A 17,549-nucleotide genomic window follows, 5' to 3' on the forward strand; every position below is an offset into this window, starting at 1 on the left:
CATGCCTTTGCGAACCCTGCCGTTGCTCCTGCTCGCTGCGATTGGCGTGGTGATGGCTGCAGAAGTCAATTACCCCCTCGATGCCTCGGGGCCGGATGGACGCCGGCCCGGTGGCACCTTGACCCAAAGCATGCCGGCCCCGCCCATTGCCAATGAAGAAAACAAGGACCTGAAGCGCGAACGCAATTACCCGGACCAGCCACCCACCATCCCCCACACCATCCTCGGTTATCAGATCGACAAGAACGGCAACAAGTGCCTGTCCTGTCACAGCCGGGCCAACAGCGCGCGAACCCAGGCAACGATGATCAGCATCACCCACTACATGGACCGCGACGGCCAGGCGCTGGCGGCGGTGTCACCGCGCCGGTACTTCTGCAACCAATGCCACGTGCCGCAAACAGAAGTGCTGCCCCTGGTGGGCAACAGTTTCGAGACGATCGACAAAATACTGCAAGACGAAGCCAACGCCACGCAGAAACCCTGAGGAGGCAACATGAAAAAACTGTTCGCCCTGCTTAAGGATTACTGGGGCATTCTGCGTCGTCCGAGCCTCTACTACAGCCTGGGCTTTCTGACGTTGGGGGGCTTTATCGCCGGGATCATTTTCTGGGGTGGCTTCAACACCGCGCTGGAGCTGAGCAATACCGAGAAATTCTGCATCTCCTGTCATGAAATGCGTGACAACGTGTTCGTCGAACTCAAGGACACCATTCACTACACCAACCGCTCCGGCGTGCGCGCCAGTTGCCCGGACTGCCACGTGCCCCACGAATGGACCCACAAGATCGCGCGCAAGATGCAGGCTTCGAAGGAGGTGTGGGGCAAGATTTTCGGCACCATCGATACGCGTGACAAATTTCTCATGCTGCGTCGCGAACTGGCCGAACATGAATGGGCAAGGCTCAAGGCCAATGACTCGCGCGAATGCCGTAATTGTCACAATTTCGAGTTCATGGATTTTACCCGCCAGAGCAAGCGCGCTTCCTCCATGCACTCAACTTCTTTGGCTAACGGTGAGGCCACCTGCATTGACTGCCACAAGGGCATCGCTCACAAGCTGCCCGATATGAGCGGGGTGAAAGGCTGGTAGGTTTTTTTCGATCAGCCCGCACTTGTCCTGGCCTTTTATCCAACCCACAACGCTGGTCACCGACATGCCAACCCCCGAATCCACCCTCCTCGACAGCTGGCACCACAACGCCCAATCCTGGATCGACGCCATCCGCACTGGTGCCATCGAAAGCCGCCTCAAAGTCACTGACCAGGCCATCCTGCTGGCGGTGCTGAGCCGCCAGCCCGAGCGTGTGCTTGACCTGGGCTGCGGCGAGGGCTGGTTGTTGCGCGCGCTGGCTGAACGGGGCATCGAGGCGGTCGGTGTCGATGGCGATGCGACGCTGGTCGAGGCGGCGCGGGCGGCGGGCTCTTCGTCGGTGCATCTGGCGAGCTATGAAGAATTGGTGGAGGCGAAGGTGGACATTGGCCGCGACTACGACCTGATCTGCGCCAACTTCGCCCTGCTGCACCAGGACATCATCCCGCTGCTCGCCGCCATGAACGCCCTGCTCGCCCCTGGCGGCGCGCTGGTGATCCAGACGCTGCATCCATGGACCGCGGCGGCGGGCGACTATCAGGATGGCTGGCGGGAAGAGAACTTTGCCGGGGTCAAGGGCCAATGGCAACCCATGCCGTGGTACTTGCGCACCTTGTCCAGTTGGTTCAACGCGCTGGACATGGCCGGATTTCGGCTGGCCGCCCTGCAAGAGCCGCAGCACCCGCAAAGTCCTGCGCCGCAGTCATTGCTGCTGGTGGCCGAACCGCGGAGGTAAGTGCAATCGATCAATTCGGGCTCGTCAGAAATTCCCTTCCCGCACCCACCGCCTGACCTCAGCCTGTATGGCATAAGCCGGCGCCTCCACAGCATTGAAATCCTGTGTATACCGCTGGGCAAATCCTTCTACCCCCCATTCCTGATATTGCTGCACATGCTTTAGTTCGTGCGCCCAGAGCGCAATGTCCTGCTCTGCGGTTTGAGCGTCCCGGAAAAGGACGATGTCGATCAGCGTCACGGCACCGACATCGGGGTTTTGCAGCATGGCCGTGGCGGCGTTGAATTGGCCGTTGTCGCTCACTTTGTAGCGCGCAGTGTCGAGGACGCTGGGGTCGTACCAGCGCAGCAGTCGCTCGCGGATGTGCGGAGGAATGGGCTGGATGCCGGCGCTGGCGGCGTCAGCGCGGGCTTGGGTCAGCCACATCGCTAGGGCCGGTGCCGCGATCTGGTGGATGTCATCAGACAGGGGACCAAGCAGCGGTCCCACGTCTGGCAGGCAGATGCAGCCGTCCAGGCACACTTGTGTCTCGCCAGCCGGGCAGGCGCTGGTCTGGGCTGGTACTTCAAGCGTCAGGCAAAGAACAAACAGCGCCACCAGGCGCGTGATGATGGACGGCATTGGTCGCTCCAAGGACGGACGCAGCGCGAACAGTGGGTCCCGATTGATCGACGATTCGCATGGCTTTAGCGTAGCCCCGAACCAGGCGCCCCAGCGTTAATCCACGACGAACAACTTGGCACCGGTGGTGCTGAAAGATCGATGCCCCTCAGCGTTGCTACCTACCTGATAGCTCATCCCGGCGGTGAGCGTGAACTGACGACCATCCTCCAGCTCCGTGTGCAACTCGCCTTCCAGGCACAACAGGATATGACCTCTCCAGCACCAGTGATCGGCCAGATATCCGGGGCTGTACTCAACCATCCGCACACGGGTTGAACCAAACTGGCAGGTTCGCCAATAGGCGGTACCGGTCTGTCCAGCATGCTGTACAGGTTCGACGGTCGACCAATCGGTCGTACCAAAGAAAACACCCGTTAGATCCATCGTTGCCTCATCAATCAAGGAATGTCTGTGGACCGTACCCATCCAGTTCTACGTTTGATAGACACAGATGCCCCGCGTTTATGAGATACAGGCTCGAACACCCGCGAACAATCCAAAAAAAGCCCCGCGCTTCAACCGAAGGCGGGGCTTTTGATCTGGCGGGAGACGATTACATCGCGGTATGAAAAATCTGCTCGATCTCGTCCTGATTGGCAGGACGCGGATTGGTAAAGCCGCAGGCATCCTTCATGGCATTGGTTGCCAGGATCGGGACATCGTCGGCCTTGGCGCCCAGTTCGGCGAGGCCGCTCGGGATACCGACATCCGAAGACAGTTTTCGGATGGCGGTGATGGCCGCGGCGGCGCCTTTTTCCGCATTCAGATGCTGGGTGTCGACCCCCATTGCATGGGCGATGTCTTTAAACCGGGCCGGGCATACGCTGGCGTTGAAGCTGGCGACATGGGGCAACAGGATCGCATTACAGACGCCGTGAGGCAGGTCGTAGAAACCACCCAATTGGTGCGCCATGGCGTGGACATAACCCAGCGAAGCATTGTTGAAGGCCATGCCGGCAAGAAATTGCGCGTAGGCCATATTTTCCCGGGCAGTCATGTCGTCACCCTGGGCAACGGCAGTGCGCAGGTTGGCCGAGATCAACTCCACGGCCTTGAGTGCACAGGCATCGGTGATCGGCGTTGCCGCAGTCGATACGTAGGCTTCGACAGCGTGGGTCAGCGCGTCCATGCCGGTGGCAGCGGTCAGGCCTTTGGGCATGCCTGCCATCAGCGAAGGATCGTTGACCGACAACAGTGGCGTGACGTTACGGTCGACGATGGCCATTTTCACGTGCCGGACTTCGTCGGTAATGATGCAGAAACGGGTCATTTCACTCGCCGTGCCCGCGGTGGTATTGATCGCGATCAACGGCATCTGTGGCTTGGCGGATTGATCCACGCCTTCGTAATCACTGATGTGCCCGCCGTTGGTGGCGCACAGGGCAATGCCCTTGGCGCAGTCATGGGGTGAACCGCCGCCCAGGGAAATAATGAAATCACAGTCGCTGCGACCCAGCAGCTCAAGACCTTTCTCGACATTGCTGACCGTCGGATTCGGCTTGGCGCCATCAAACAGAGTGGAATCGATGTCCTGCTGGGCCAGAAGGCTGGCTACCTTGGCGGCCACGCCGGCTTTGGCCAAGCCTGCATCAGTGACAATCAAGGCTTTGCGAAAACCATATTTACGGATGGCGAGCATCGCTTCGTCGAGACTGCCAATGCCCATCATGTTCACGGATGGAATGAAGAAGGTGCTGCTCATGGTAATTCCTCTTTTATTCTGGAAACCCGGAAATCAGGTGAGGTCTTGTACTCAAATCGCAGGCTGTGAGGCGGGTCTGAATATCGTCATTGACGAGTTCAGCGGGAGACGTGCTGCATCAAGTGTTCAGGCGAACAGTGTTTTAAGACGCAGAGGTGGATGGGCCATCGCAGCCGGTATCTTTTGATCATGGGATCGAGCCTAAACCTGTGACGCCAGACTGGAATGGTCCTTTAGCGTTCATTGGCACCTCCTTTAGTACCGGGAGGTCATGCGCCCCTACAAGCCCGGCTCTTGGCTTTACGAGACTGGGTAGATAATTGGTTCGCACGCATATGGATCAATCGACAGGCAGAAATCGGCCAAATGCGGGCAGTCGTGACCGTCTGCTGTGGGCCAATTCTGCCTGCCCCCATCGTCAGCTTTGGATCGATCCAAGTCATACAGCCGCCAATCATCCGCCCCGCGAAAGACTTTGTTGGAAACCTTTTCTGATAGCGCTGAAGAGCGCACGTGTCAGTAAGACGCTTGCACGGGCTTTCTCTTATGGATCTAACATGACGTCCGGGCGACCAGCGTCTTATTCGTCGGGCAAGATGAGGGCTTAGTCAACCATCACCTCGTCCAGTGCCTGCTCGAGGGTGCTGACCGTGCGCTCGATGTTGTGCAGCTTTTCGAGTCCGAACAGACCGATGCGGAAGGTCTGGAAGTCGGCCGGCTCATCGCATTGCAACGGCACTCCGGCGGCGATCTGTAGGCCGTGGTTGGCAAATTTCTTACCGTTCTTGATGTCGGCATCATCGGTGTAGCTCACCACTACGCCAGGGGCCTGAAAGCCGGCTGCGGCCACGCTTTTGATGCCTTTGCCGGTCAACATTGCCCGCACCCGATCGCCCAGAGCCTGTTGTTCGCCGCGAACCTTGTCGAAACCGTAGGCTTGCGTCTCTTTCATCACGTCATTAAATCGCGCGATGGAATCGCTGGGCATGGTCGCATGGTAGGCATGTCCGCCCTGTTCGTAGGCCTGCATGATCTGCAGCCATTTTTTCAGGTCGCAGGCGAAACTGCTGCTTTGCGTCTGTTCGATGCGCTCGAGGGCCAGAGAACTGAGCATCACCAGGGCGCAGCAAGGGGAAGCGCTCCAGCCTTTCTGCGGTGCGCTGATCAGCAGGTCGACTGCGCATTTCTGCATATCGACCCAAAGCGTGCCTGAGGCGATGCAGTCCAGCACGAACAGGCCACCCACCGCATGCACGGCGTCGCCGACGGCCCGCAGATACTCGTCGGGCAGGAGAATCCCTGATGAGGTTTCAACGTGGGGGGCGAAGACAATCTGCGGCTTTTGCGCCTGAATGGCTGCCAGCACTTCGTCCAGAGGGGGTGGGGCGTAGGCAGCCTGGCGACCCGTGTCGACCGGTCGGGCTTTCAGCACCGTGGTGGCCGCCGGAATGTTGCCCATCTCAAGGATCTGGCTCCAGCGATAACTGAACCAGCCGTTGCGTATCACCAGGCATTGCTGGTCGGAGGCAAACTGTCGCGCCACCGCTTCCATGCCGAATGTGCCGCTGCCCGGCACGACCGCAACAGCCTGGGCGTTGTAGACCTGTTTCAGGGTTTTGGAAATGTTCTTCATCACGTCTTGAAATGACTGTGACATGTGATTGAGCGAGCGGTCGGTGTAAACCACTGAGTACTCGACCAGCCCCTCGGGATCGACACTGGGATATAGCTTTGACATGGGGTGACTCCTTTGACAGAGATCTCATTGGTATCGACCCTGCCCTAAGCCTTGGCAAATGACAAGATTGCTCGGGATTGAATGGCGACTTCTGTCGAGCGGCCGGCATCATCAGGTCGATTACTGGACGTAGCAATGCTCGCAGATGGCTGCTGAGTTATGGGAGGGTGGGCCTTAAAGGCTCCTACTTCCTTACGTTCCGTCGATAACGACCAGTTACGAAGGGCAGCAGCCGACCCTTAGCTGCCCACTCACTTAAGGCTGCCATCATCGTTTCGTTGGGCCAAGCGCTGGTAGATAAACTCCACTGCTAGTCGGATTTTCGGGATCAGATAGCGGGATTGCAGGTAAAGCATGTAGATCCCGACCTCGGTCCGCGAGATCCCAACCGGCTGACTAAGGTCTACAGTGACCAATTCCCCCCGCTGCAGGTATTCGCGCAAGCTCCACTCAGGCAACAGCACCATCCCACGGTGCTTGCATGCCATGGCAGTCAAAGAGGCTACGTCATTGCTAATGAATGTTGGAACAATCCGAGGGGTTATCCAGTTCTTGCCATCAAAACCAAGCCATTTGAGGACACTCTTTGAGCCACGATACATGAGTGCCGAGTGGCCTTTTAAGTCTTCTACCGTCCTTGGCGTGCCACGAGTTGCCAAGTAGGTTGTAGAGGCAGCGAGGATGAAGATATTCGGGTCGAGTCGACGCGCTACCACCCGATTCTCTGGTTCAGAACCGGCTCGGAGAGCAATGTCGTATTTATCGCCACCGAGATCCTGTAGCTCGTCACTTAAATCCACGTCAAGGAGGACGTCTGGATAAATGTCGCTGAAATCCTGAAGCACAGGCAGCAGCTTCATCCGCCCGTAGCTTGGCGTACAACTGATGCGTAGCGTACCGCTGGGCCGGCTTGCTTGATCTTTCAAAAGCTCTTCGGCGGCAGCCAGCTGTGCCATCCCTGAACGAACCTGTGCCAGATACGTTTCTCCCATTTCGGTGAGGCTGACGCTTCGGGTCGTGCGATGGAGGAGCACCGCCCCGACAGAATTTTCAAGCTCCGCGATTCGCCGGGATATTGAGGAGGCTGGCACATCGAAAGCTCTGCCCGCCTCGGTGAAGCTTAGGGTATCAGCAACCTTGATGAAGTATTTGAGTGCGCGCAATTTGTCCATCAGTACGACCCTTTCCATCATTGTCTTTTCGACAAAATAGTTTTCTGATTATATCTATTTAAGGACTGCGCATGTTGCCTTAGCCTAGAAATCTCAAACGAGGTCAAGCAATGTGGGAAGTTACAAACCCGCTACATCTGGGCGGCCCAAACCCATAGCCAGCTTCCCTGGCGATCCTTTTGGGTTTAGCAAAGGCAATGCCGGGGAAGAGCTCACTCTGGGGGCCGTGACGCCGAGCGTGGCGGGCGTCACTTGGTTAAGGGGCGCCCTACCCCAAAAGGGGGCACGAGCCCAAGTTGCTGCGCGACGTACACGTTCCGTTGGATGAGATGCTAAAGGGAGATTATCCCAACGCGCTTACGAGCAGAGTAGCCCTGAGATAGTAGCGCGATAAGGGACATACCACTTTTTAGTCGGGTCGCACTGAGCGCTCGGCTCAAGAACGCAAAAACTATTTGATTGTTTATTTTTTACATCCATTGAAATCATAGAGAAGGACAGGCAATGAACCACGAAGAGCAGAATAAGCATTTCGTACTGGAAGCGTTTGAGACACTGTTCAACAAACGCGACTATTCCGCGGCAGAACGCTTCTGGTCACCCGACTATATTCAGCACAGTTCCTACATCGCACCAGGTCGCGAGGGCCTTTTTGACCTCGTTAAGGCAGCGCCCGCTGAGTTTCGCTACGAAAATGCACTGGCTGTGGCGTCGGGCGATTATGTAGTGCTTCATGGCCGTTTTTCAGGATTCGGCGCGCCAGTAAACTGGATTGTGGTCGACATAGTGCGGATCGAAAACGGCCAGCTCGCTGAGCATTGGGACGTAATTCAGGACGAAGCCACGCGCGACGAATCAAAGAGCGGGCTCCCGATGTTCGGCGATAGCTTCCCGAACTGATCCAATAGCGCCGCCCTACATGCGCTCGTCAAGTTATTGAGGACATTGGCCATGACCGATGCAAAGACCCTATTGTTAGATCTACTTGCCGCAACTCCCGATGGTAAAAAATGTGCCGAGCTGTTCGCTGAAGACGGAGTGCTGGAACTTCCCTTCCTGCATTCGCTCGGTATCCCGAGCCGTCACCAGGGGCGGGAAGCCATCGCGAAATTTTACGATTTTGTCGGCAGCACCCTTTACCCCGGCTTCGGCTTCAAACCCGAAAACGTCACTGTGCTGATTGATACGAAGGATCAGGTGTATGCCGAGTATTTGACAGACGCGCGCGCGGCGGCCACTGGGCGGCTGATCCATCACCTGTTCGCGGGACGACTTGTCGCCGAGAACGGCAAAATCAAGCTGCTTCGCGAGTCCCTAAATACGGTGGCCGCCGCGCAGGCCCTTAACACGAATGGTGTTGCCGACCTAGCTTCGCCTGAAGCTGAGATTTTCTCGGTTCCGCCGGGATATAAAAGCTAGGTTGCCGAGGCGATCGGGGCTTGTGATTTTCTTATTATCGAGAAATGCAGCGGTCAACTTTTAACCGGACAGCTCCTTGACGAAGCAGGTCAGGTCGCCTGGCAGTCATGCTACGACTCCGTACGCTGGTAACGGCTGCAGGCGCATATATCGCGAACGACTTAGTTCGAGCGAGCTGAACAGGAGTGACTTCGACTGCCTTGTATCCGCTCGGCAGTTTTGCCATACATTGAATCGCCCCTAGTTTATTAGATAGGCGGAATGGCCGCTCTTGGCCGTAAGCAGTCGCCCGAGGAAGGGGCGTAACGGTCCTGGGAACACTATAAAATTCCTACACAACCCTCGGCCCCCCTAACCAAAATGGCGCCATCCAATCTTTTGGCGACGACTGAGTGACGGCCTTGAGCCATTCAAACAGAGATCTTCAAATGACTCGATACATGCCCCTCACCGGCATCGACCTGATCCCGGCCTCCCTCACTATGAGCGCGTACTTATTCCTCTGGATACGTATCCATCAAAGCATCAATGTAGGGTGCCTTGTGCGCGAGATATTCGGCAATGCCTCCCCGGTTGTTGGCTTCGAGCCGTAGCTTCAAATCCTGATACTGCTGCCGGATGCTGGCGCTTTCTCTCAAAAGGTCTCGGAAGCGCAGCATTCGCGCAATCTGTCCATGACCAGCGACGCACACGTGTATTTTATGAGTTCTCACCCCATCGACATCGCGACGGTAAAAGTGATGGTCGGTCGAAAGATCTGTTCCCCGTACATAGCCCAATGTATGCATGAACTCGCCACGAGCCGCTTCATTTACGTGCTCCGACACCACAACCAAAATGTCGATTTCTGGTTTGGCGCAAAGCCCAGGAACAGCGGTACTACCGACATGATGAGTTTCGATCAGCTCAGCTCCAAAGCCCTCCGCTATTCGTCGTTTTTCGGTAGTAAAAAGTAGCGGCCATTGAGGATCATAGGGCGAGATTTTACTGGTGAGGGTCATCAGCTGTCCTTGCGTCATAGTCGAAGGAGAGAAGATTAACCGTGGTTCAAAAAATTTGAAGTCGGCCATGGGGCCCACCGCAGAAAATAGGCGCTTGAGATTGAAATATTTACTTTGAGCAGAGGATTTCGGGCTCTGATTTCGCTTAGCTGCGCGCAAGGAGGCGTTTTCAGCGGTCAGTTTGCGGGCTGTCTGGAAAGACCGACTTTTTTCAATGAAATCTGCCACAACGACCAGTCACAACAAGTGATGGTCGCTATACGAGCCATCGCTGCCTGTCAGTTTGAATCCTCTTACAAGTATTCGCGTCTAGAGTTTCACTGCCAACTATCCTGAAACAAGATCAGATTCAACCGTGCAACGTCAGGTATCGAGGGTGACTTCGTCCTCAGGGAAACCGGTATGACAAATCCGCAAGATAAAGCCGAGTCCGACGCGGATTTAGCTCAGATGGTGATAGGACGAGGGCCCTGCACCTATCTATTGCTGCTCTTACTAGGATTGATCCTTCTGTTTCCCTTCCTTGAGGAGGGTTTAATGCCTCGCTTGTCGCTCGGCATTCTGTTTTCAACGGTGCTGCTCGTGGGCGCTTTCGCCACCAGGCAGACTCGGCGGGGGTTCATCCTCAAGCTGTGTCTGGCGCTGCTTGGGGTTGGCCTTCAATGGGCGGCCTTGGGGGCTGGGAGTATCGCGATTCTTAAGCTTGCCGGGATTTCCTATGTGGCGTCTCTTGCGGTTTCGTTTAGCGGAGTGCTTCGCTATATCCTCATGCGCGGGCCAATTACAGCTGACAAACTGCATGGCGCGCTGGCGGGTTACATCATGCTGGCCTTCGTTTGGTCCTTCATCTTTGCCCTGGTGGAGATATCCGCCGCAGGCTCATTCGGCCCTGGCCAACTCGACTTCGGACAGCCCGGGACTTTCTTCAAACTGATCTATTTCAGCCTCACGACGCTCACCACCACCGGCTACGGTGATGTTATCCCGCTGACCAACCACGCCCGCTCACTTGTGATGGTCGAAGAATTTTCCGGCGTCTTTTACGTAGGTGTTGTGATCGCGCGGCTTGCGGGTCTTTATCCGTCGAATCAGGTCAGGTAACTGTCGATTTGCCTGAGCCACCTCCGGGGGTAAGCAAGCAGGGTCGGACAAATGTCCCACCAACGCGTGAATGGGACGCAGCGTAAATCCTATCTTTCAAAGTCCTGCACCGAAACGATACTGCCAGACCATGCCGACAGCATCGTATTCGCTGCCAGTGCGGGAATGGCCACCATAGCTCGCATTCAGTTTTATCGAATGGTTGCGGTTCAACGGCAGCGAAAGGGTGCAGCCGTAGCGGGTGCTTTCCTGAAAATCACGATTACTGACCCCATCCACTGAGCTGCTGCCGCCAGCGAAGTAGGTCGCATCCAGCGAACCCCAGACACCATAGCTGAAGGCGTAGATAAGATGCCCCTGCATCTGGTAAATCGGATCCTGGGAAAGCACGTGGTCGCCGAGTAACTCGTCATTGTCGGTGAAAAAGGTTCCTGCGCCGGATAATTCCAGGGTCACTGGCCCCACACGTTTGGAAACCCCGAGTTCAGGCTTGAATGACCAGCGATTATTGCCGAGATTGATCAGCCTGCTGTCGTCGTATTGGCCCAGTGGCGCCGTGATCGCCAGGCTGGCGCCGATAATCACATCCTGTTGGTAGCTGGGGAACTCGGCCAGGGACATCGCCGGGGCGCCATACAAGTTGACCGAGAAGCGAAATCTTGGATCGATCAGCCCAGAGACATTACGTTCCCTGGGTTCACCGGCAAGCAGGGCTGAGCCGGTCAATTTTGCCTCGGGCACGACGATATCGAACTTCCCCGAGCGGCCCCAGACGTCCAGGGATCTGGCAAAGGCAACCACGACCGTCTTGATGTTGAGCTTGGCATCTTCGAGCGGGATCGAGGGGTTGGCCGTCACATTGCCATGGAGATCGCTGTAGCCTATGAGCAGGAAATTGATACCGACCGGTGTATTAGCGTAGGACCTGGGTTCGAGATCTTCTGCCACTGCGCCGGTGGCGAGCATGATGACCGAAGCGGATGCGAACCGAACCAGCCTGATGACACAGAGATTGTGTTTCATCCACTTTCGCTCGCTTCTGTGAGGCCCCCGGAGTTCTATGAGTTGTAGCGCATCTGCATTTGTTTGGCATAGACAGATGCCACCCGCACTGCGTAGTCGCACTTGGCTATCTACAGCACGCTCCGAGCCTTTGACTTAACCGGCCAAAAGGACACGCAGAAACTCAACCGCGCACCAGGTAGGCTCCTGACGGAACCCGATCTCGCAGCTTCTTGCATTTGCCGGGTTTGGGCTGATGCCCGGGCGGGCGATCAGGAAACCAGATTCGGCATTTACCCGGAGGCGGCCAATGGCCGCGGGGAATCTCAACCTCTGGCTCGACGAAAGCCGCTGGCAATTCTCCTTCGGGCCGTAGCCTGCCTGCCGTCGGCGAGTCCGATACCTTCTCTGCCTGTGCGTTAGCGAAGTTGCCAGCGTTGGGTTGTTCAGCAGCGGCCATTTCTGCGGCGCGGCGCTTTTTGGCCTCCTCTTTGAGCCCCTCCTGTACTGCGACCTGGTCCTCTTTGGCGTTGGGTGAGGTACTTGAAGCCTTGGCCTGCTGCGCCGCCTGGATCAATTGGAAGTTGCGATTGCGTAACTCGACGTTGCGACCAACCCGCATGTTCGAGCGCGCCGCCAACGTTTCTGCCTGCTGGTATTGCCCCTGCTGAAGACGCAACACACCAAGGTAATGCAGCGTCGCGGGATTGTTCGGCTGGATATGCAGGGCACGCTCCAGCGTGGCAGCGGCTTGGTCCAACTGGCCATTTTCATATTGCCGCGAGGCGGTTTCGATTAGCGTGGTTGATGCGCTGTTACTTTGCGAGAGCGGTCTTCGCTCGGCAGCAACCGAACAAAGCGACGCGACAGCGCAGAACGCCAGGATGAGACCCGGCAGAAAATTCTTGGTTGGCATCAGGGGGGGGGCGGACTCGGCTGATACAGGAAGACACTGCCGTAAAGCAGGCCACCAGCGCTGCTCGGCATCGCCGATACAGGGCCCCTGTTGACCTGGCCAGTACCCTGAAGTTCCCGCTACAACGGGCATATCGGTACCGGGTTTTCTCATGCGGATTGTCTGCGCCAGTTGCCGGGGGATGTACCGAACTGGCGTTTGAATGCGCGACTGAACGCAACACTGAGGCCTTGGCTATTTAAGCAGCGGCTCCCTAGAACTTTTCTCTATTAATCTGTCTATGTGGATAGGCACATCCACTCGGTAAGCGCGAACCCCCAGCTTCCCGCAGCCAGATGGCCATACGTCCGATTGTCAATCAGAGGTTGCCTTCTCTCATGAAATTCCATGACCCACGGATGGTGCTCTTCGGCCTGTTAGCGTTCGCGGCAGTGGGCTCGGCCTGCGCAACCCAGATGAAGACCCCAACCCCTGTTGTCGCAACTGAAGTCACCGCCGTTCAGGCTCCGGTCCAAGCCGCCGGCAACCCTTGGCCGACCTTGGCCAGTATGGCCGGCAAGCCGCTGGGGCCGTTGCTTGCCCATGACGATCGATACTGGCATGACGGCCGTTGGCACGATCGCCGGGACAATTGGCGCCGAGACGACTGGCGTAGAGATAAGTGGCGTCGAGAGCAAGCCCGTCGAGAAGCTGATCGTCGTGATTGGGAGCGCCACCAGGATCGGGCCATGCGGCACCGCTACGAGGATGATCGCCGCTACTATCGTCGCTAGGCCTGCCAGAGCAGATGTGCGAACCAGACTCGCTCATCCCGCAGCCCTGCCATACTGTTCAACATGACTCGTGCAACCTTCCGCTTCTACGAGGAGCTCAACGATTTCCTGCCGGCCGAACGGCGCCGGCAGTCATTCACCTGCGAGTGCGCGCGAGGGGCGACGGTCAAGCACATGATCGAGGCGCTCGGGATACCGCACACGGAGGTTGAGTTAGTGCTGCTCAACGGCGAGTCGGTGGGCCTGGAGCGGACGATCTTCGACGGTGACCGGCTGGCGGTGTATCCCAAGTTCGAAGCGCTGGACATCAGCCCGTTGCTCAAGGTTCGTGCGCAACCTTTACGGGTGCTGCGCTTCGTTGCTGATGCGCACCTTGGCGGGCTGGCCCACCTGCTGCGCATGAGCGGTTTCGACACCCTCTACGACAATGGCTTCGAGGATGGCGAGATCGCCGAGATCGCTGCGCAGCAAGGACGCATCGTGCTGACCCGTGACCGCGAATTGCTCAAGCGGCGGATCATCAGCCACGGCTGTTACGTGCATGCCCTGAAACCGTCGCTGCAGCTGCGCGAAATGTACGAACGCCTCGACCTGGCGCGTAGCGCGCGGCCATTCAGCCTGTGCCTTCATTGCAACCTGCCGCTGCACGAGATCAGCCCGGAACTGGCCCGGCTGCAGGTGCCGCCACGGGTTGGCGCCCTCTATTCGCACTTCTTGCGCTGCGACGCCTGCCAACGGATTTACTGGGAGGGTTCGCACTGGCGCGGCATGTGTGCGCTGCTGGCGCCTCTGCTGAACCGATAGCCGAGCGCATCGACTTTTTCGTACAAACCCTGGACCGGCCTCAAGCCAGCAACTCGGTGATCCACCGGGCCTGCCGGGCGATGTCTTGCACTTTCTCCTCGGGCAAGGCCTGCCGCGCACGGGCGAAATGGGTCAGGGTCTTCTGCTTTTCGCGCAGGATGCGCTGCCACTTGATCAGGAACGCCGGGCTGCGTGCCTGCATTTGCAGCGGGCCGAAGTAAAGCTCCTCGGCGGTGTACATCACCGGCCCGGCGCGCTCGGCGACAATGATTTCGTAGTCGAAACGATTTTCCCGCAGCAGTTCCTCGCAGAGGATGCGGTAGCCATTTTCCATCAGCCACTGGCGCAGTGGCTGCTCGCCGCCGTTGGGTTGCAGGATCAGGCGCTCCTGGCCGCTCAGGCGCGCCTTGCCGCTGTCGAGAATGTCACGGATCGTCTCGCCGCCCATGCCGCAGATGGTGATCGCAGTGATCCCGTCACCCGGTTCGATCGCTGCCAGACCATTGGCCAGGCGCACGGTGATCCGCTGGTCCAGACCGCTCTCGCGCACGGTGCGTTCGGCCGAATGGAACGGCGTCAACGCCACCTCCCCGGCCACCGCCGCCGCAATGGCGCCACGGCGCATCAACGCCACCGGCAGGTAGCCGTGATCCGAGCCGATATCGGCCAGGCGTGCGTCTGCTGGTACATGCGCCGCCACGCGCTCCAGGCGCTGGGACAATGTCTGTTCGTTCAACTGCAGTTCCTTTTCACCACGAATGTCTGGCACCTTTGGCCGGATCGGGACGCGATTCTGTCGAGCAACGCCGTGCATTTCAAATTTATGCGACCAGAGCCATGGTTCGACCCGAATTCTGAGTTGTTGCGCCATGAGGGCGGCTTTCATGCTGCGGTCATGCATTCGGCGCGTCAGCGGGATTTGCTCAGTGCTTTTTTGACTGAGTTGATCGGTATTTTCGGGGCCGTGCAAACGTCAATAGGAGCAAGCCCCTCACCCGTTTTCAGATCCGGATTTCGCTGGTCGGCATAACGTCGATCCGCGCCACGGGCCCCGTCAAGTGCGCCAGGTCTGCGTTGTGCTCGGTGATGATGTCTTCGGCGGCGAGGTTGCCGTTGTCGACGGTGGAATGCGCATCGGCGGCGAGCACTACGTCATAGCCCAGGTTCAGGGCCTGGCGGACAGTGGCGTTGACGCAATAGTCGGTTTGCAGTCCGCAGACGATCAGGCGGTCGGCGTCCATATCCTGCAATTGCGCTTGCAAGTGGGTCCGGTAGAACGAGTCTCGATTGGTTTTTCGCACGCGAATGTCTTGCGGCGAAGTCTTCAGGCTTTCGGCCAGTTGCCAGCCTTCGGAACCGTATTGCAGTGGGTCGCCCCTTTCTTCGTGCTGGATGAGGATGACCGGGATGCCTGCTTCGCGAGCCTTGGCACTGAGGTCGTTGATGTTCTCGATAACACGCTTGATCTCAAAACATTCGTACTCGCCAGTGCACAGGGCGCGCTGGACATCGATGATCAGCAGTGCGGTAGCCATGGTCCCGTCCTTGAAAAGAATCAGTGGATCAGGGGACGAACAATAGATCCGTCCCCCCTTTGAAAAACACCCCTCAATAACCGAGCGACAACCCGGTGTTACGACGTGGATCGTTCGCCCCATAGAAGCGGTTTTTGCCCACCGGCTTGCCTTCCAGCGACGGTGCGCCGACCAGAATCGCCGCCACATGGTTGGCGTCCTGCGGCCCGGCAAACTTGTGTCCCCAGCTTTCGAGCATCTTCACCGTATCAGGGCTGGTGGTGAAGGTCTCAAGGTTGGTCTCTTCCGGTAACCACTGCTGGTGGAAACGCGGTGCATCCACCGCCTCCTGGATGTTCATGCCGTAGTCGATCACGTTGAGCATAGTCAGCAAGGTTGCAGTGATGATGCGACTGCCGCCGGGTGTGCCGACGACCATCACCACTTTGCCGTCCTTGGTGACGATGGTCGGGCTCATGGACGACAGCGGTGCCTTGCCGGGGGCGATGGCATTGGCCTCCCCTTGCACCAGACCGTACATGTTCGGCACACCGATTTTCGAGGTGAAATCGTCCATTTCGTCGTTGAGGATCACCCCGGTTTTGCTGGCCATGACGCCGGCGCCGAACCAGTCGTTCAAGGTGTAAGTCACCGAGACCGCATTGCCCCATTTATCGACGATGGAGTAATGGGTGGTGTTGCTGCCTTCGTGTGGCGCTACGCCGGGTTTGAGCTCGCGGGACACACCGGCCTTTTGCGGATTGATGGCTTCGCGGATTTTGGTTGCGTAGTTTTTATCCAGCAGATGGGCGATCGGATTTTTCACAAAGTCCGGGTCGCCCAGGTAGCTGTTGCGGTCCACATAGGCGTGACGCATCGCTTCGATCTGGTAGTGCATGCTCTGGGCCGAGTGATAGCCCAGGTCTTTCATCGGATAGCCTTCGAGAATGTTCATGATCTGGCAAATCACCACACCGCCAGAGCTGGGCGGCGGTGCCGAGACCACATGGTAGCCGCGGTAATCGCATTCGATCGGGGCCAGTTCGCGGGTCTTGTATTTGTCGAGGTCGGCCTGAGTGATGATGCCTTTGTTGGCCTGGCTGGAGGTGACGATGGCATCGGCCACCCAGCCTTTATAGAAGCCGTCGGCGCCCTTCTCGGAGATTTCCCGCAGGGTTTTGCCGAGGTCTTTTTGCACCAGTTTCTGACCGACTTGCATCGGCTCGCCGTTGCTCAGGAAAATCGCACCGGAATCCTTGATGTCCTTCTTGAACACGTCAGTGGCGTATTCCAGCAACTCGACATCGCCCTGCTCCAGCACAAAACCGTCTTCGGCGAGCTTGATGGCCGGGGCGATCACTTCCTTGCGCGGTTTGGTGCCGTATTTCTGCAGCGCCAGTTCCATGCCCGACACGGTGCCCGGCACGCCAACGGCCAGATGGCCACGGGTGCTCAGCTCGGGGACAACGTTGCCCTCCTTGTCGAGGTACATGTCGGCGGTGGCGGCCAGCGGTGCTTTTTCGCGGAAGTCGAGGAAGGTCTTGCGCCCGTCCGCCAACTGAATGGTCATGAAACCACCGCCGCCCAGGTTACCCGCCGCGGGATAAACCACCGCCAGCGCATAGCCGACCGCTACCGCGGCGTCGACGGCGTTACCGCCGTTCTTGAGCACATCGACGCCCACATGACTGGCCAGATGCTGGGCGGTGACGACCATGCCGTTTTCGGCCGCGACCGGCGCCACGGAAGCCGCGTAAGCACTGAGGCAGCTGAGCACCAATGAGGTCGCAATCAGCGATTTGGCAAAAGGTTCGAACTTCATGAGTCGGTCTCTTTTTGTTTTTAGGCTCTGTACAAAAACAGAGGGAACGCTTCAAGAGCAGAGGCAAGTATGGCTGGGATTGCGTATTGCGCC

19 protein-coding genes are annotated in these 17,549 nt (G+C 57.8%); 8 read left to right on the forward strand and 11 right to left on the reverse strand.

All coding sequences use genetic code 11. From position 1 onward, the window contains the following. Window position 1: 1 nt before the first annotated feature. The 3 genes from PFAS1_RS00920 to PFAS1_RS00930 all read left to right on the forward strand — a co-directional run bounded on the left by PFAS1_RS00920 (window position 2) and on the right by PFAS1_RS00930 (window position 1,829). Window positions 2–487, forward strand: a complete 486-nt coding sequence (locus PFAS1_RS00920; protein ID WP_074878098.1) for a nitrate reductase cytochrome c-type subunit — start codon at window positions 2–4, stop codon at window positions 485–487. A 9-nt stretch (window positions 488–496) separates the two neighbouring features. Continuing rightward, window positions 497–1,093 carry a cytochrome c3 family protein gene (locus tag PFAS1_RS00925; protein ID WP_074878101.1) on the forward strand — a complete coding sequence of 199 codons (597 nt, stop codon included), beginning with the start codon at window positions 497–499 and terminating at the stop codon, window positions 1,091–1,093. Window positions 1,094–1,157: 64 nt separating this feature from the next. Continuing rightward, on the forward strand, window positions 1,158–1,829 hold the full coding sequence (locus PFAS1_RS00930) for a class I SAM-dependent methyltransferase (RefSeq protein ID WP_076027878.1): 672 nt from the start codon (window positions 1,158–1,160) through the stop codon (window positions 1,827–1,829). Between the two features lie 24 nt (window positions 1,830–1,853). Here PFAS1_RS00930 and PFAS1_RS00935 read toward each other — a convergent pair whose 3' ends face one another. From PFAS1_RS00935 to PFAS1_RS00955, 5 genes are all read right to left on the reverse strand, one after another. Continuing rightward, entirely contained in the window at window positions 1,854–2,450 is a 597-nt protein-coding gene (locus PFAS1_RS00935) for an eCIS core domain-containing protein (RefSeq protein WP_076027879.1), read from the reverse strand. A gap of 96 nt (window positions 2,451–2,546) precedes the next feature. Next, window positions 2,547–2,876, reverse strand: a complete 330-nt coding sequence (locus PFAS1_RS00940; protein ID WP_076027880.1) for a DHCW motif cupin fold protein — start codon at window positions 2,874–2,876, stop codon at window positions 2,547–2,549. A gap of 169 nt (window positions 2,877–3,045) precedes the next feature. Further along, window positions 3,046–4,194, reverse strand: a complete 1,149-nt coding sequence (gene yiaY / locus PFAS1_RS00945) for an L-threonine dehydrogenase (protein WP_076027881.1) — start codon at window positions 4,192–4,194, stop codon at window positions 3,046–3,048. Between the two features lie 604 nt (window positions 4,195–4,798). Continuing rightward, window positions 4,799–5,932 (reverse strand): aminotransferase class V-fold PLP-dependent enzyme, encoded by a 1,134-nt coding sequence (locus PFAS1_RS00950; RefSeq protein ID WP_076027882.1) that lies wholly within the window; start codon window positions 5,930–5,932, stop codon window positions 4,799–4,801. A gap of 251 nt (window positions 5,933–6,183) precedes the next feature. Next, window positions 6,184–7,104, reverse strand: a complete 921-nt coding sequence (locus PFAS1_RS00955) for a LysR family transcriptional regulator (RefSeq protein ID WP_076031476.1) — start codon at window positions 7,102–7,104, stop codon at window positions 6,184–6,186. A 504-nt stretch (window positions 7,105–7,608) separates the two neighbouring features. Between PFAS1_RS00955 and PFAS1_RS00960 the strand changes: the two genes are divergently transcribed. Beyond that, window positions 7,609–8,004: a nuclear transport factor 2 family protein gene (locus tag PFAS1_RS00960; protein ID WP_076027883.1), complete on the forward strand. Its 396-nt coding sequence runs from the start codon at window positions 7,609–7,611 to the stop codon at window positions 8,002–8,004. Window positions 8,005–8,055: 51 nt separating this feature from the next. Beyond that, window positions 8,056–8,523 carry a nuclear transport factor 2 family protein gene (locus PFAS1_RS00965; protein WP_076027884.1) on the forward strand — a complete coding sequence of 156 codons (468 nt, stop codon included), beginning with the start codon at window positions 8,056–8,058 and terminating at the stop codon, window positions 8,521–8,523. Between the two features lie 494 nt (window positions 8,524–9,017). On the opposite strand, the gene PFAS1_RS00970 is transcribed toward PFAS1_RS00965, so the two are convergent. Next, window positions 9,018–9,524, reverse strand: a complete 507-nt coding sequence (locus tag PFAS1_RS00970) for a GrpB family protein (protein WP_076027885.1) — start codon at window positions 9,522–9,524, stop codon at window positions 9,018–9,020. Between the two features lie 402 nt (window positions 9,525–9,926). On the opposite strand from PFAS1_RS00970, the gene PFAS1_RS00975 reads away from it, so the two are divergent. Further along, window positions 9,927–10,625 carry an ion channel gene (locus PFAS1_RS00975; RefSeq protein ID WP_076027886.1) on the forward strand — a complete coding sequence of 233 codons (699 nt, stop codon included), beginning with the start codon at window positions 9,927–9,929 and terminating at the stop codon, window positions 10,623–10,625. A 96-nt stretch (window positions 10,626–10,721) separates the two neighbouring features. On the opposite strand, the gene PFAS1_RS00980 is transcribed toward PFAS1_RS00975, so the two are convergent. Together PFAS1_RS00980 and PFAS1_RS00985 are read right to left on the reverse strand one after the other, a co-directional pair. Continuing rightward, window positions 10,722–11,648, reverse strand: a complete 927-nt coding sequence (locus tag PFAS1_RS00980; protein WP_076027887.1) for a transporter — start codon at window positions 11,646–11,648, stop codon at window positions 10,722–10,724. A gap of 163 nt (window positions 11,649–11,811) precedes the next feature. Next, window positions 11,812–12,543 carry a tetratricopeptide repeat protein gene (locus PFAS1_RS00985; protein ID WP_076031477.1) on the reverse strand — a complete coding sequence of 244 codons (732 nt, stop codon included), beginning with the start codon at window positions 12,541–12,543 and terminating at the stop codon, window positions 11,812–11,814. Window positions 12,544–12,920: 377 nt separating this feature from the next. Here PFAS1_RS00985 and PFAS1_RS00990 point away from each other — a divergent pair, with 377 nt between their 5' ends. Beyond that, window positions 12,921–13,316 (forward strand): hypothetical protein, encoded by a 396-nt coding sequence (locus PFAS1_RS00990; protein ID WP_076027888.1) that lies wholly within the window; start codon window positions 12,921–12,923, stop codon window positions 13,314–13,316. 63 nt (window positions 13,317–13,379) lie between these two features. Further along, entirely contained in the window at window positions 13,380–14,120 is a 741-nt protein-coding gene (locus tag PFAS1_RS00995; protein WP_076027889.1) for a Mut7-C RNAse domain-containing protein, read from the forward strand. A gap of 40 nt (window positions 14,121–14,160) precedes the next feature. Here the strand turns inward: PFAS1_RS00995 and PFAS1_RS01000 are convergent, their stop codons facing one another. The 3 genes from PFAS1_RS01000 to ggt all read right to left on the reverse strand — a co-directional run bounded on the left by PFAS1_RS01000 (window position 14,161) and on the right by ggt (window position 17,456). Continuing rightward, entirely contained in the window at window positions 14,161–14,856 is a 696-nt protein-coding gene (locus tag PFAS1_RS01000; RefSeq protein WP_335720573.1) for a tRNA (adenine(22)-N(1))-methyltransferase, read from the reverse strand. Between the two features lie 265 nt (window positions 14,857–15,121). Beyond that, on the reverse strand, window positions 15,122–15,655 hold the full coding sequence (locus PFAS1_RS01010; RefSeq protein ID WP_076027892.1) for a cysteine hydrolase family protein: 534 nt from the start codon (window positions 15,653–15,655) through the stop codon (window positions 15,122–15,124). Between the two features lie 73 nt (window positions 15,656–15,728). Next, window positions 15,729–17,456 carry a gamma-glutamyltransferase gene (ggt, locus tag PFAS1_RS01015; protein WP_076027893.1) on the reverse strand — a complete coding sequence of 576 codons (1,728 nt, stop codon included), beginning with the start codon at window positions 17,454–17,456 and terminating at the stop codon, window positions 15,729–15,731. Window positions 17,457–17,549 lie beyond the last annotated feature (93 nt).

Origin of the sequence: Pseudomonas frederiksbergensis (genome assembly GCF_001952935.1) — a bacterium.
GTDB lineage: Bacteria > Pseudomonadota > Gammaproteobacteria > Pseudomonadales > Pseudomonadaceae > Aquipseudomonas > Aquipseudomonas frederiksbergensis.